12 protein-coding genes are annotated in these 14251 nt (G+C 72.4%); 11 read left to right on the forward strand and 1 reads right to left on the reverse strand.

Annotation, left to right across the window (positions count from 1 at the left end; all coding sequences use genetic code 11):
* Nucleotides 1–209: 209 nt before the first annotated feature.
* Nucleotides 210–869: a response regulator gene (locus ACIPYQ_RS18125; RefSeq protein ID WP_401252105.1), complete on the forward strand. Its 660-nt coding sequence runs from the start codon at nucleotides 210–212 to the stop codon at nucleotides 867–869.
* A gap of 174 nt (nucleotides 870–1043) precedes the next feature.
* Nucleotides 1044–1460: a pyridoxamine 5'-phosphate oxidase family protein gene (locus ACIPYQ_RS18130; protein ID WP_401252108.1), complete on the forward strand. Its 417-nt coding sequence runs from the start codon at nucleotides 1044–1046 to the stop codon at nucleotides 1458–1460.
* A gap of 103 nt (nucleotides 1461–1563) precedes the next feature.
* On the opposite strand, the gene ACIPYQ_RS18135 is transcribed toward ACIPYQ_RS18130, so the two are convergent.
* Nucleotides 1564–3150: a protein kinase gene (locus ACIPYQ_RS18135; RefSeq protein WP_401252111.1), complete on the reverse strand. Its 1587-nt coding sequence runs from the start codon at nucleotides 3148–3150 to the stop codon at nucleotides 1564–1566.
* Nucleotides 3151–3380: 230 nt separating this feature from the next.
* Here ACIPYQ_RS18135 and ACIPYQ_RS18140 point away from each other — a divergent pair, with 230 nt between their 5' ends.
* From ACIPYQ_RS18140 to ACIPYQ_RS18180, 9 genes are all read left to right on the forward strand, one after another.
* On the forward strand, nucleotides 3381–5063 hold the full coding sequence (locus ACIPYQ_RS18140) for a protein kinase (RefSeq protein ID WP_401252114.1): 1683 nt from the start codon (nucleotides 3381–3383) through the stop codon (nucleotides 5061–5063).
* 150 nt (nucleotides 5064–5213) lie between these two features.
* The gene (locus tag ACIPYQ_RS18145) at nucleotides 5214–5741 is read left to right on the forward strand and encodes a hypothetical protein (RefSeq protein WP_401252117.1); all 528 of its coding nucleotides are present in this window, start codon (nucleotides 5214–5216) and stop codon (nucleotides 5739–5741) included.
* An 86-nt stretch (nucleotides 5742–5827) separates the two neighbouring features.
* Nucleotides 5828–6481, forward strand: a complete 654-nt coding sequence (locus ACIPYQ_RS18150) for a PadR family transcriptional regulator (RefSeq protein WP_401252120.1) — start codon at nucleotides 5828–5830, stop codon at nucleotides 6479–6481.
* 25 nt (nucleotides 6482–6506) lie between these two features.
* Nucleotides 6507–7259, forward strand: coding sequence for an ABC transporter ATP-binding protein (locus ACIPYQ_RS18155; protein ID WP_361752734.1), 753 nt, complete (start codon nucleotides 6507–6509; stop codon nucleotides 7257–7259).
* A gap of 5 nt (nucleotides 7260–7264) precedes the next feature.
* Entirely contained in the window at nucleotides 7265–10117 is a 2853-nt protein-coding gene (locus ACIPYQ_RS18160) for an FtsX-like permease family protein (RefSeq protein WP_401252715.1), read from the forward strand.
* Between the two features lie 82 nt (nucleotides 10118–10199).
* Nucleotides 10200–10736 carry a bacterial proteasome activator family protein gene (locus ACIPYQ_RS18165; protein ID WP_361752736.1) on the forward strand — a complete coding sequence of 179 codons (537 nt, stop codon included), beginning with the start codon at nucleotides 10200–10202 and terminating at the stop codon, nucleotides 10734–10736.
* A 240-nt stretch (nucleotides 10737–10976) separates the two neighbouring features.
* Nucleotides 10977–11867: an NTP transferase domain-containing protein gene (locus ACIPYQ_RS18170; protein WP_401252123.1), complete on the forward strand. Its 891-nt coding sequence runs from the start codon at nucleotides 10977–10979 to the stop codon at nucleotides 11865–11867.
* Complete coding sequence (locus ACIPYQ_RS18175) at nucleotides 11864–13159, forward strand: molybdopterin molybdotransferase MoeA (protein WP_401252126.1); 1296 nt, start codon at nucleotides 11864–11866, stop codon at nucleotides 13157–13159. The genes ACIPYQ_RS18170 and ACIPYQ_RS18175 overlap by 4 nt, the downstream gene beginning before the upstream one ends.
* Nucleotides 13147–14247 (forward strand): potassium channel family protein, encoded by a 1101-nt coding sequence (locus ACIPYQ_RS18180; RefSeq protein WP_401252129.1) that lies wholly within the window; start codon nucleotides 13147–13149, stop codon nucleotides 14245–14247. The genes ACIPYQ_RS18175 and ACIPYQ_RS18180 overlap by 13 nt, the downstream gene beginning before the upstream one ends.
* Nucleotides 14248–14251 lie beyond the last annotated feature (4 nt).

Genomic DNA, 14251 nt, shown 5'->3' on the forward strand with positions numbered 1-14251 from the left:
TGCCCCGGCGAGTGCCCTGCGCAATGCACGTTACCCAGTGCGCCGCATAACTGCGAAACCCCGTTTGACCTGCGTTTTTGCTTGGATTTCCAAGTAAATCCGCGGCAGCGGGAACAACCACTGGTCACAGCCTTGCAGGGGCCGGGAACAACGGCACGTTATCCCGGGTAACTCCGGCAGGGAAGGGGTGAGTGTGTGAAACTGACTTCGTGCACGAAGACGGAAAAATCAAGGTATTCCTCCTGGACGACCACGAAGTGGTGCGTCGGGGCGTCCACGAGCTCTTGTCGGTCGAAGAGGACATCGAGATCGTCGGCGAGGCCGGCACGGCCGCGGACGCGATGGTCCGCATCCCCGCCACCCGCCCCGACGTGGCGGTCCTCGACGTCCGGCTGCCCGACGGCAGCGGTGTGGAGGTGTGCCGCGAGGTGCGCTCCCGGAACGAGGACGTCAAGTGCCTGATGCTGACCTCCTTCGCCGACGACGAGGCGCTGTTCGACGCGATCATGGCCGGCGCCTCGGGCTACGTGCTCAAGGCGATCCGCGGCAATGAGCTGCTCAGCGCGGTGCGCGACGTCGCCGCCGGCAAGTCCCTGCTGGACCCGGTGGCCACCGCCCGCGTGCTGGAGCGGCTGCGCGACGGCAAGAACGGCAAGCGCGACGACCGGCTCTCCAACCTGACCGAGCAGGAGCGGAAGATCCTCGACCTGATCGGCGAGGGCCTGACCAACCGCGTCATCGGCGAGCGGCTGCACCTGGCCGAGAAGACCATCAAGAACTACGTCTCCAGCCTGCTGTCCAAGCTGGGCATGGAGCGCCGCTCCCAGGCCGCCGCCTACGTGGCCCGCCTGCAGGCCGAGCGGCGCTAGACGGCCCCCACGGCCCGGGCGCGGGCCGCCCCCGGCCCCCCTCCGTCACCTGCCGTGACGCCCTGTGGCCGCGTGGTTCCCCGGTGCGCGCCGTGTCATTCGGGACCAACGTCCCCGGTCATCGGGGCGGGCTCCTCTTTTCCGGCGGGATGCCGGTGGCGGACAGTGGAGGGCATGTCCCCCGAGGAACTCCACGCCATCGAACTGCTGCGGCGGGTGCCGTACGGCCGAGTGGCCACCAGCATGCGCGCGCTGCCCTTCCTCGCCCTCGCCCGCCACATCGTGGTGGACGGCGGGGTCGTCCTGAGAATGCACTCCGGCTTCGGCTACCACCAGGCGTGCAACGGCAGCGTGGTGGCCTACGGGGCGGACAACTTCAATTCCGGGGACCCCCGGCTCTGGTCCGTGCAGTTCACCGGAACGGCCCAGCTCGTCGAGCCGACCACCACGGAACTGGAGCTATTCGGTCCGGGTCCGCATTTCGTGGACGGCGCGGTCTTCGACCCCGTCCACATGCGCATCGAACCCCAGTTCATCACCGTGCACTCGCTCGCCGTGAATCCGGAACGGCAGTACCAGCACGCGCTCTGAGCACTTCTGACCGGGTATGACGCGGATACGGGAACGGGCCCGGCGGAATTGATTCCGCCGGGCCCGTTCCCGTACACCCGTACCGTCCGTCAGCCCTCGTCCGTCACTCGTCGAACAGGCCGCCGGCGCCGCCCGTCTCCGGGGGCTTCGTCGCCGGAGTCGTCGCGGGCTTCGTCGGCGGGGTCGTCGCGGGCTTCGTCGTCTGCGTGGCGGACGGCGAGGCCGAACCCGTCGGCGACTGCGAGGCGGTCGGCGAGTTCGTGGGACTGAAGCTCTGCGTCCGACTGCGGGTCGGCGCGGGCTGGTTGTCGTTGTTCGAGGGCGTGTTCTCCGTGACCTGGTGCGAAGGCTGGGCGTCCGGGGACTTGGACGCGGACGGCGCGACGCTGGAGCTCTGCTTGGTGCTTGGCGTCTGCTTCCCGTCGCCCTTGCCGCCCACGCTGTTGACGGCGAAGGCCACGCCGCCCGCGATCGCGACGATCGCGAGCACCGCGAACAGCCACATCTTCCAGCGGCTGCCGCCGCCACGGTCGTCGTAACCGTCGTAGCCGCCGCCGTTGCCGCCGGGGCCGCGGCCGCCGGGGAAGGCCGAGCCGTCGTCCGGGTTCAGCGGCGGCACCATCGGCTGCTGGAACTGCGAGGTCGAGGCGTGCGAGGGGTACTGGTGCTGGCCGCCGGTCCCGGCCACCGGCATGACCGTGGTGGCGGAGGCCCCGCCCCGGCCGTGCGGCAGGGCCATGCTGACCGGACCGGTGTTCCAGGTGCCCGTGTTCGGCCCCTGGTCGTGCAGCATCTGCAGCGCGTACTGGACCAGCCCGCGCATCTCCTCGGCGCTCTGGAACCGGTCGTCCGGGTCCTTGGCGAGGGAGCGCATGACGAGCCCGTCGAGCTCCTGCGGGATGTGGTGGCCCTCCGGCAGCTGCGAGGGGGGCACCGGCGCGTCCTGGACGTGCTGGTAGACCACCGACAGCGGGGTCTCGCCGGTGAACGGGGGTCTCAGCGCGAGCAGTTCGTAGAGGAGACAGCCGGTCGCGTACAGGTCGGAGCGGTGGTCCACGGCCTTGCCGAGGGCCTGCTCGGGCGACAGGTACTGCGGGGTGCCCATGACCATGCCGGTCTGGGTCATCGTCGACTGGACGCCGTGCAGGGCGCGGGCGATGCCGAAGTCCATCACCTTCACCGCGCCGGTGTCGGTGATGATGACGTTCGCCGGCTTGATGTCACGGTGCACGATGCCGTGCTGGTGCGAGTACGCGAGGGCTTCGAGCACGCCCGAGGTGATGATGAGCGCCTGCTCGGGGCCCGGCGCCTCGGCGCTGACCAGCAGGTCGCGGATGGTGCGGCCCTCGACCAGCTCCATCACGATGTAAGGGACCGTGTTGGGGCCGACCCGGTCCTCGCCCGAGTCGTACACGGCGACGACGGCGTGGTGGTTGAGCCCGGCGACGGACTGTGCCTCGCGGGTGAAGCGGGCCTTGGACACCGGGTCCTCGGCCAGGTCGGCGCGCAGCAGCTTCACCGCGACCGTGCGGCCCAGCCGTACGTCCTCGGCCGCGAAGACCTCGGCCATGCCGCCCCGGCCCAGCCGGTGCGTCAGCCGGTAACGGCCGTCTCCCACCAGGCCGCCTGCGCCCCAGTGCTCAGGACCATCGGTCATCCCGGCGCCGTTTCCCTCGGGTTCGGGTGCCATCAGTCCTCGCCGTCGTCTCTCTCGGCCGCCGCTCAGCGGTAGTCCTCTTCCATCGTGCTCCGACGAACGCTACAGCCTCGGAACCGGTCACCGTTCGGACAAGACCACCCTGTGCCCATGTGGTCGCGGAACGGGCACCTGGCTTGACGTGTGCTTGCCCTCGGGCAGACTGGGCGCCATATGCGCCCGGCCAGAGGCGTGGGGACACATCCCGAGGGGAAGCAACAGTCATGAGCCAGGACGGCACTCAGGGCCAGTACGCGGGCGGCTCTCTGGCCGGTGGCCGTTACCAGCTAAGGGACTTGCTGGGTGCGGGCGGCATGGCCTCCGTGTACCTGGCGTACGACTCGGCCCTCGACCGGCAGGTCGCCATCAAGACCCTGCACAGCGACCTCGGCCGCGAGCAGTCGTTCCGCGAGCGCTTCCGCCGCGAGGCCCAGGCTGTAGCGAAACTGTCGCACACGAACATCGTCTCGGTGTTCGACACCGGTGAAGGCGAGGTGACGTTCGCCGGCGCCGGCGCGGGCGACGGCGCCGTGATGCCCTACATCGTCATGGAATACGTGGAAGGCCAGCCCCTCGGCTCGGTCCTGGAGGCGGACATCCGCCAGTACGGGGCCATGCCGGCGGACAAGGCCCTGAAGGTGACGGCCGATGTGCTGGCCGCCCTGGAGACCAGCCACGAGATGGGGCTCGTCCACCGCGACATCAAGCCCGGCAACGTCATGGTGAACAAGCGCGGCGTGGTCAAGGTGATGGACTTCGGCATCGCCCGCGCCATGCAGTCGGGGGTCACTTCGATGACGCAGACCGGCATGGTCGTCGGCACCCCGCAGTACCTCTCGCCCGAGCAGGCGCTGGGGCGCGGGGTCGACGCCCGCTCCGACCTGTACTCGGTCGGCATCATGCTGTTCCAGCTGCTGACCGGGCGGATCCCCTTCGACGCGGACTCGCCGCTGGCCATCGCGTACGCCCACGTGCAGGAGGAGCCGGTCGCCCCGTCCTCCATCAACCGTTCGCTCACGCCGGCGATGGACGCGCTGGTGGCGCGGGCCCTCAAGAAGAACCCGAACGAGCGCTTCCCCACGGCCGCGGCCATGGGCGACGAGGTGGCGCGCGTGCTGGGCTCCGGGCAGACCGGGGCGCCGGTCATCGTGCAGGGCCAGGGGCCGCTGAGCAGCGGTGCGGGTGTGAGCTCGGCCGTGTTCCCGCCGGTGGACTCCGGGTTCCAGGCGCCGCCGCAGTCGGTGCAGCAGCCGTACCAGGCTCCGCACACCCCGACGCCCGCCCCGTACGCGCCGACGCCGGCCCCGCAGGCGCCGCAGGCGCACGCCCAGGGCGGCTACGCCTACCCGCACACGCCCCCGCCGCAGCAGTACGCCCCGCAGACCCCGCCGCCGTACACGATCTCCCCGATGGCCACGGCGAGCCAGTCCGGGGCGGCCGGCGGCGACAAGCGGAACATGCCGGTGGTCGCGGGCGCGATCGCGGTGGCGCTGCTGGCCATCGGCGGTCTGATCGCGGCGATCGCGATGAACGGTGACGACGACAAGGGGGACCCCACGGCGAACCCGGGGAGCTCCACGGGCGCCTCCGCCTCCGCTTCCGCCTCGGCCAAGGCCGGGTTCAAGGGGCCCGACACCACGCGCACGATCGACCCGAAGAAGTGCTCGGAGCCGGTGAAGCACTACAGCGAGGCCGGCAAGTACTCGGCGCCGGACCTCAAGTACAAGAACCTGCTCTCCGTGAAGGAGTGCATCCAGGCCTCGCGCGGCAAGTACAAGATCGAATACAAGGACGAGGCGGTCTACGGCAAGGACACGGTGCTGGTCCAGTTGCCCGCCTCCGGCGACAAGATCGACAAGGAGGGCACGGAGTACACGCTGACCGTGTCCACCGGCAATCCGGAGTAGTCCGCAGGAGCGACTCTTCACGACACACCGGCATCCCGGGCACCCCGATGGGGCGCCCGGGATGCCGGTTTTGTCCCACTATGTAAATCTGAGCCCATATCTCCGACGCTGAGCGAGCGTCTCGGCCGCTCGGGACGGGAGGGGCTCCCCGTGATCCAAGGATTCCGCCCGCCCCGCTGGCTGGCCTGTGCCGCACTGCTCGCCGCCGCCCTCGCCCCCGCCGCCTCCGCGTTCGCGGGCCCCTTCGCCCCGGCCTCCGGCGCCGCCTGGCGCACCCCGCATGCCCCTCCCACCCCGTCGGGCGACGACTTCCGAGAGCTCGCCGGCAGCGCCGCCGGGGTCGGGCGGGAGCGGCCCGGCCGCCCGGCCGGCGAGCCCGCCAACCCGGAGCTGGTCGTGGCCGCCCGGCCGCTGCCGGTCCGCCCGCAGGCCCGGCCCACACCCCCGGTTCCACCGCCGACCCCACACCCGCCCACGCCCCCGCCCCCGCAGGCACACCCGCACGCACAGCCGCCGGTCGCGGTGCCGAGCCCGCCCGGGAGGATCACCGCCCTCGGCACCGAACCGAACGACCGGGCCGCCGATCTGGCCGCGCACATACTGCCCCTCGGCACCGGATTCGCCCTGATGGGACTGGGTTTGGGCTACCTCGGCGTACGCCTGCGCCGGAGCATCTAGCCGGACGGCACAGCCGGGGGTCCCCCTTCCGACGTACGCCCGAGGATGGTTGCCGAGCGTGAACATACTCGGTATACATACTCAGTATGTCGATCCGTCACGGGCTTCTCGCCCTGCTGGAACGGGGTCCTCGGTACGGCTCCCAGCTGCGCACCGAGTTCGAATCCCGCACCGGCTCCACCTGGCCCCTCAACGTCGGGCAGGTGTACACCACCCTCGCCCGCCTCGAACGCGACGGTCTCGTCGCCCCCGACGGCGAGGACACCGCCGGGCACACCCTGTACGCCATCACCGACTCCGGGCGCACCGAGCTGCGCGAGTGGTACGAGCGCCCCGTGGACCGGGCCAACCCGCCCCGCGACGAGCTCTCCATCAAGCTCGCGATGGCCGTGGGCGCGCCCGGAGTGGACATCCGCGCCGTCATCCAGTCCCAGCGCCACGCCACGATCAAGGCGATGCAGGACTACACCCGGCTCAAGGCCACGGCGCTCGCCGCGGTCGAGAGCGGGCAGTCCCGCGAACGCGACGACGTGGCCTGGCTGCTCGTCCTGGAGCAGCTGATCTTCCAGACCGAGGCCGAAGCCCGCTGGCTCGACCACTGCGAAGCCCGGCTCGTCCGGCTCTCCCTGCCGGCCGACCGGAGAGCCGACGAACCCGAACCGACCCAGGCCGCCGCCGCCGAGACCCCGGCCCCGACCGCCACCCACCGGCTCCGTCCCGCCCGCACGCGGCGCGGCTGAACCACCGTCCCAGGGGGGACCCTTGATGCCTGATCAGCCCCAGCCCCAGCGCCAGCAGCCCGTACTGCAGTTGGACCAGCTCGTGCGCACCCACGGCAGCGGCGCCACCGAGGTGCACGCCCTGCGCGGGATCAACCTCTCCGTCTACCCTGGCGAGCTCGTCGCCGTCATGGGCCCGTCCGGCTCCGGCAAGTCCACGCTGCTGACCCTCGCGGGCGGGCTCGACACCCCGAGCAGCGGCCGGGTCGTGGTCGAGGGAACCGACATCACCACGGCGAGCCGCAAGCAGCTGGCCGCCCTGCGCCGCCGCAGCATCGGCTACGTCTTCCAGGACTACAACCTGATCCCGGCCCTCACCGCCGCCGAGAACGTGGCCCTGCCCCGGGAACTCGACGGGACCTCCGCCCGCAAGGCGCGGGTGTCCGCGCTCGCCGCGCTGGAGGAGATAGGCCTGGCCGCGCTCGCCGACCGCTTCCCCGACGAGATGTCCGGCGGCCAGCAGCAGCGCGTGGCCATCGCCCGCGCCCTCGTGGGCGACCGCCGCCTCGTCCTCGCCGACGAGCCCACAGGCGCCCTCGACTCCGAGACCGGCGAGTCCGTCCTCTCCCTGCTGCGCTCCCGCTGCGACGCGGGCGCGGCCGGGATCCTCGTCACGCACGAGCCGCGGTTCGCCGCCTGGGCCGACCGCGTGGTCTTCCTGCGCGACGGCACCGTGGTCGACGAGACCCTGCGCAGCCGGCCCGACTCGCTCCTCTCCGGGCAGGCGGCCGGCCAGTGACCTCGATCCAAGGCTGGTACCACTCCTGGGTCGCGGCCCTGCGCATCGCCCGCCGCGACGCCTGGCGCGCCAAGGGCCGCAGTTCCCTGGTCCTCGCGATGATCGCCCTGCCGATCATCGGCGTGAGCGCCGCCGACCTCACCCTGCGCAGCGCCGAACTCTCCCCCGAGCAGACCCTCTCGCGCCAGATGGGGATCGCCGACGCCCGGTTGACCTCCTCGCACCTGGGGCTGCCCATCTACCAGTTGCCCGACGGCTCCAACTACGCGCCCGTCGGCGGCTACGACAAGTACGACCCCTCGTCGACCTCGCGGGACGAACCGCAGGAGCCGGACATGTCCACGCTCCCGGCCGGGACCCAGGTCACCAAGGACTCCGTGGGCTACGGCAAGGTCCGCACCAAGCACGGGCTGCTCGGCACCGACCTGCGCGAACTCGACACGCAGAGCCCGCTGGTGGCCGGCATGATCACACTCGACCGCGGCCGGCTGCCCGAGCGCGCCGGCGAGGTCATCGCCACCACCGCCTTCCTGGAGAACTCCGGCCTCTTCGTCGGCTCCACGGCCACCCCGCGCGGCGCGACCACCTCGTACAAGATCGTCGGGGCGTACGAGCGTCCCAGCGAGCTCGGCAAGGACGAGATCATCGCCCCGCCGGGAACCCTGATCGCCCCGCTCGACCAGGCACTGCAGGCCTCCGGGGCCTTCGGGATCCGGCCCAACGTCAGCTACCTGGTCAAGGTCGGCGGCGATGGTTTCACGTGGAACATGGTCAAGGCGGCCAACACCAAGTCCCTGGTGGTCGTCTCCCGCACCGTCCGCCTGAACCCGCCCGCCGACGCCGACGTACCGCTCTACCAGCAGGAATCCAAGGAGCAGTACCAGCTGGGCGCGAGCAGCACCTCCGAAATGGCCGTCCTGGCCACCGTGGTGGGCCTCGCCATGCTGGAGATCTGCCTGCTCGCCGGACCGGCCTTCGCGGTCGGCGCCCGGCGCTCGCGCCGCCAGCTCGGCCTGGTCGGCGCCAACGGCGGCGACCGGCGCCACATCCGCTCCATCGTGCTCTCCGGCGGCCTGGTCATCGGCGCCGTGTCCGCCGTCATCGGCACCGCCGTCGGCGTGGTGCTCACCATCGCGCTCCGTCCCGTGCTGGAGGACCAGCTCGGCGTCCGCTTCGGCGGCCTCGACTTCCGCCCGCTGGAGCTGGCCGGCATCGCCCTGCTCGCCGTGGTGACCGGCCTGCTGTCCGCGATCGTCCCCGCCGTCACCGCGTCCCGGCAGACCGTGCTGGCCTCGCTGACCGGCCGCCGCGGAGTGCGCCGCGCCAACCGGGTGCTGCCGGTCCTCGGCCTGCTCGCCGTCGCCGGCGGCGCCATGATCGCCCTGTACGGCACCGCGTCGAAGATGGGCGCCACCGTCGTCGCGGGCGGCAGCGCCATCGCCGAGCTGGGCATCGTCGCCCTCACCCCGGTCCTGGTCGGCCTGTTCGGCCGGCTCGGACGCTGGCTGCCGCTGTCACCGCGGCTCGCGCTGCGCGACGCCGTGCGCAACCGGGGGCGTACGGCACCCGCCGTGGCCGCGGTCCTGGCCGCCGTCGCCGGCACCGTCGCGGTGGCGACGTACGAGCACAGCCGGGACCTGCAGATGCGCCACGAGTACGTCGCCGAGCTGCCGCACGGCACCGGGGTGCTGGAAGCCCGTGAGAACAGCGCCCACAAGGAGGTGCCCGCCCTGCGCGAGGCCCTCTCCAAGGGGCTCCCCGTGGCGGTGCGGGCGGACGTCGACCGGCTGGTCGTCGGCAAGCCGAGCTGCGAATCGTTCTCCAGGGATCCCGGCTGCGGCCGCGTCGAGGTCATCACGCCCAAGGAACAGCGCTGCCCGTTCAACGACACCCCCGGGGGACGTTCCGCCTTCACCGATGCGCAGGCCCGGGAACTGAGCCAGGACTGGCGCTGCGCGGAGAACAGGCGCGGCATCCAGCACTCGCTGGTCGTCGCCGACGAGAAGCTGCTGAAGGTGCTGGCGGTCACCGACCCGGGCTCCGTGGCCGCCCTCAAGGAGGGCCGGGCCGTCTCCTTCGACAAGCGTCAGGTCAAGGACGGCAAGCTCACCCTGCGGGTGATCACGGCCACGGAAGGCGTCAACGCCTTCCCCCAGCCCGGCGAGGACCCGCCCGGCGACGACAAGGTCCTGCCCGTCCACCAGGCGCCCGACACCGCCGACGGCTGGGGCATCGAAGTGGTCCTGCCGCCCGCCGCGGCCAAGACCGCCGGACTGACCACCGCCGCGTCCGGTTCGTACTTCACCCTCGACGGGACGGCGAGCAGCGAACAACGGCAGAAGATCGACGGGGAGATCGACCGGATGGGCGTGGAGGCCACCATGCGCATCGAAGCGGGCTACCAGGGCAAGGACAGCCTGGGGCTGCTCGCCCTCACCGTCTTCGCGGGCCTGGTCACCATCGGCGCGGCCGGCATCGCCACCGGGCTCGCCCAGGCCGACGCCGAGGCCGATCTGAAGACCCTCACGGCCGTGGGCGCGGCGCCGCGGGTGCGGCGGACGCTGAGCGGCTTCCAGTGCGGGGTGGTCGCCCTGATGGGCGTCGTCCTGGGCTCGGCGGCCGGGATCCTGCCCGCGGTCGGGCTGCGCATGGTGCAACGACGGGAACTGGACGCGCTGTACCAGCACTCCCTCAACAAGGGCTACGTGTCGGTGCAGGAGGCCGTGCCCTACGTGCCGATCTCGGTGCCGTGGGAGACCCTCGCCCAGCTGATCATCGTCGTCCCGCTGGGCGCGGCCCTGCTTGCGGCGCTCGTCACCCGCTCCAGCGGCGCCCTGGCCCGCCGGACCACGGGCTGATCCTGGTGCCCCCGTACAGGGTGGATCACGACTGTACGGGGGCACACCGTGTGAGAACGAAGGTGTGCGAGAGAATGACGGCATGGAGATGCCGAGGAGTGAACGGTCGCAGGACAGCCCCCCGCACGTCCTGATCGTGGGACAGGACGGGACGGCGGTCGGCGACGCCGATGACGAGTCGCGCGAGGTCCCGGTGACGGAGATGGTCGAACAGCCCGCCAAGGTCATGAGGATCGGCAGCATGATCAAGCAACTCCTGGAAGAGGTACGTGCCGCGCCTCTCGACGAGGCGAGCCGGGTCCGGCTCAAGGACATCCATGCCGCCTCGGTGAAGGAGCTGGAGGACGGTCTGGCCCCGGAGCTCGTGGAGGAACTGGAGCGCCTGTCCCTCCCGTTCACCGAGGAGGCCATTCCCTCCGAGGCCGAACTGCGCATCGCTCAGGCTCAGTTGGTGGGCTGGCTGGAGGGCCTCTTCCACGGCATCCAGACGGCCCTGTTCGCGCAGCAGATGGCGGCGCGGGCCCAGCTGGAACAGATGCGGCGCGCCCTTCCGCCTGGCGGCCCCCACGACGACGACGATGACGGCCACGGCGCAATCCGCTCGGGCCCGTACCTCTAGCCTTCGGCGGTCCGCAGATACAGCGGGTCCGGCCCACGCCCCCGGCGCGGCCCGGACCCGCTTCTTTTCCGGGCCCGCCGGCGCAATCCAGCCCGGCCGGCCCCAAACCCAGCCCCGCCGGCGTTTGAGGCGCGGGGTCCGGGGCGGAGCCCCGATCTTTTCGGCCGCGGCTGCCCGCCGGATAAGCCCGAGGTAAGTGCAGCCCCCCGCAGGGGACATGGTCCGCGCATACTCATGGGCATGAGCTACGACGCGATCGTCCTGGCCGGCGGCGCCGCGCAGCGACTCGGCGGGGCGGACAAACCCGCGCTGAGCGTCGGCGGCCGCGCCCTCCTCGACCGCGTCCTCGACGCCTGCCCCGACGCCCGGACCACCGTCGTCGTCGGCGGCCGCCGCCCCACCGCGCGCCCGGTCCGCTGGACCCGGGAGGACCCGCCCGGCGGCGGCCCCGTGGCCGCGCTGGACGCCGGGCTGCGCGGGACCACCGCCGAGCTGGTCCTCGTCCTCTCCGCGGACCTGCCGTTCCTGGACCGGGAGACCGTACGGGCCCTGCTCGACGCGCCCGGCCCGGACGGCGCGATGCTGCGCGACCCCGACGGCCGGGACCAGCCGCTGGTCGCCGCCTACCGCGCCGAGCCCCTGCGCCGCGAGATCGCCCTGCTGGCCACCGAGCACGGCCATCTGGCCGGGCTCCCGCTGCGCGCGCTCACCTCCGAACTGGACCTCGCCCGCGTCACGGCGCAGCCGCTCGCCTCCTTCGACTGCGACACCTGGGACGATCTCGCCGCCGCCCGCGCCCGGATCAGGGAGCATGGGACCGTGCTGGACCAATGGATCACCGCCGCCAAGAACGAGCTGGGACTCGACCTCGACGTCGACGTCAAGACCCTCCTCGATCTCGCCCGGGACGCCGCCCACGGTGTCGCCCGGCCCGCCGCCCCGCTGACCACCTTCCTGGTCGGCTACGCGGCCGCCCAAGCCGCCGCCACCGGCGCCGACCCCGCCCAGGCCGTCGCCGAAGCCTCCCGCAAGGCCGCCGACCTGGCGCTGCGCTGGGCGGCCGAGGCCGAGGCCGACGCGGGTACCGGCGCAGGGGGCGACGCCGCCGCCGAACAGAACGGCTCCGGATGACCCCCGCGAACTCCGCCGAGGAGGCCCTCGACGAGGCCCTGGCCCTGGTCAGCCGCGCCCCCGGGGGCGGCGGGGCGGGCGGCCACCGGGCGGTCTCCTGGCCGCGCGCCCGGGAGGCCGCGGTCCGCGCCGGGGCCGGGGTGCAGGCCCGTACGCACCGGGTTCCGCTCGCCGACGCCCTCGGCGAGGTCCTGGCCGCGCCCCTGGACGCGCTGACCGACCTGCCGTCCTTCGACACCTCCGCCATGGACGGCTGGGCCGTCGCCGGTCCCGGCCCCTGGAGCGTCCGTACCGGAACCGGGGTCCTGGCCGGTGCCGACCGTCCCGAGCCCCTCGCGGACGGCGAGGCCGTACGGATCGCCACGGGCGCCCGGATCCCCGCCGACACCACCGCCGTCGTCCGCAGCGAGCACTGCCGCGAGGCCGGCGCCCAGCTCTTCGCCGACCGGCCCGTCCTCACCGGCCAGGACATCCGCCCGCGCGGCCAGGAGTGCCGCTCCGGAGACCTGCTGCTGCCCGCCGGTTCCCTGGTCACCCCGGCCGTGCTCGGGCTCGCCGCCGCCGCCGGGTACGACGAGCTGACCACCCGGCCCCGGCCCCGCGTGGAGGTCCTGGTCCTCGGCGACGAGCTGCTCACCGAGGGCCGCCCGCACGACGGCCTGATCCGCGACGCCCTCAGCCCGATGCTCGGCCCCTGGCTCGCCCGGCTGGGCGCCGAGGTCATCGGCACGCGAAGGCTCGGCGACGATCCCGCGGGGGCCACGGCGCTGCTGGAGGCCGTCGCCACCTCCACCGCCGACGTGCTGGTGACCACCGGCGGCACCGCTTCCGGACCGGTCGACCACGTCCACCCCGTCCTGCGGAAGGCGGGCGCCGAGCTGCTGGTCGACGGGGTGGCGGTACGCCCCGGGCACCCGATGCTGCTGGCCCGCATCGGAGGCCGGGCCGACGGGCGGCACCTGGTCGGGCTGCCCGGGAACCCCCTGGCGGCCGTCTCCGGGCTGCTGACCCTCGCCGAGCCCCTGCTGCGCGCCCTCGCCGGCCGCCGCAACCGCCCCCGCTACACGGCGCCGGTCCAGGGCGACGTACCGGGCCACCCGTACGACACGCGCCTGGTCCCGGTCCTGCTGAGCGACGAGCACGCGGTGCCGCTGCGCTACCACGGACCCGCGATGCTGCGCGGGGTGGCGGCCGCCGACGCGCTGGCCGTCGTACCGCCGAAGGGTGCGCGCTCCGGGCAGGACCTGGAGATCCTCGATCTGCCGTGGGCCTCCGGGGGATGTTTCACGTGAAACTTCACGGTCAGGACGCGATGGCCCGCGAGGCCGACGAGAAGCTCGTCTCCCGCCGCATCAAACTGCCCAAACGCATCGTCGAACAGCCGCTGAGGCAGGTCACCAAGCGTCTGCTGATGGCCCTCTTCGTGCTCTTCCTGACGGTCTTCATCGTGTGGCTGGACCGCGACGGCTACCACGACAACGCCAACGAGCAGGTCGACCTCCTCGACTGCTTCTACTACGCCACCGTGACGCTGTCGACGACCGGCTACGGCGACATCGTCCCGTACAGCGACAGCGCGCGGCTGATCAACATCCTGCTGATCACGCCGCTGCGCGTGCTGTTCCTGATCATCCTGGTCGGCACCACCCTGGAAGTCCTGACGGAACGGACGCGGGAAGAGTGGCGGCTGAAGCGCTGGAGGAAGAACTTGCGTGACCACACGGTCGTCGTCGGCTTCGGCACCAAGGGCCGCTCGGCCCTGCAGACGCTGCTGGCCACCGGCCTCTCCAAGGAGCAGGTCGTCATCGTCGATCCGAGCGCCAAGGTGATCGACACGGCCAACGCGGAGGGGTTCACCGGGGTGGTCGGCGACGCCACCCGCTCCGAGGTGCTGCTGCGCGCCGAACTGCAGAAGGCCCGTCAGATCGTCATCGCCACCCAGCGGGACGACACGGCGGTCCTGGTCACCCTGACGGCCCGGCAGCTCAACCGCGGAGCGAAGATCGTCGCGGCGGTGCGCGAGGAGGAGAACGCCCCGCTGCTGCGCCAGTCCGGCGCCGACGCCGTCATCACGAGCGCGAGCGCGGCCGGCCGGCTGCTGGGCCTCTCGGTGCTCAGCCCGAGCGCGGGTGCCGTGATGGAGGACCTGATCCAGCAGGGCACCGGCCTCGACCTCATCGAACGGCCCGCCCGCAAGTCCGAGGTCGGCAAGTCGGTACGGGACACCGACGACCTGGTGGTGAACGTGCTGCGCGGGCACCGGCTGCTCGCGTACGACGATCCGCACGCGAGCCCGATCCAGCTGACGGACCGTCTCATCACCATCGTCCGGGCGACGCCGCCGTCTTCACCCCACGTGACGCTCGGCTCTGCCGAATAGGGGG

This window comes from Streptomyces sp. NPDC090045 (assembly GCF_044747975.1).
Taxonomy (GTDB): domain Bacteria; phylum Actinomycetota; class Actinomycetes; order Streptomycetales; family Streptomycetaceae; genus Streptomyces.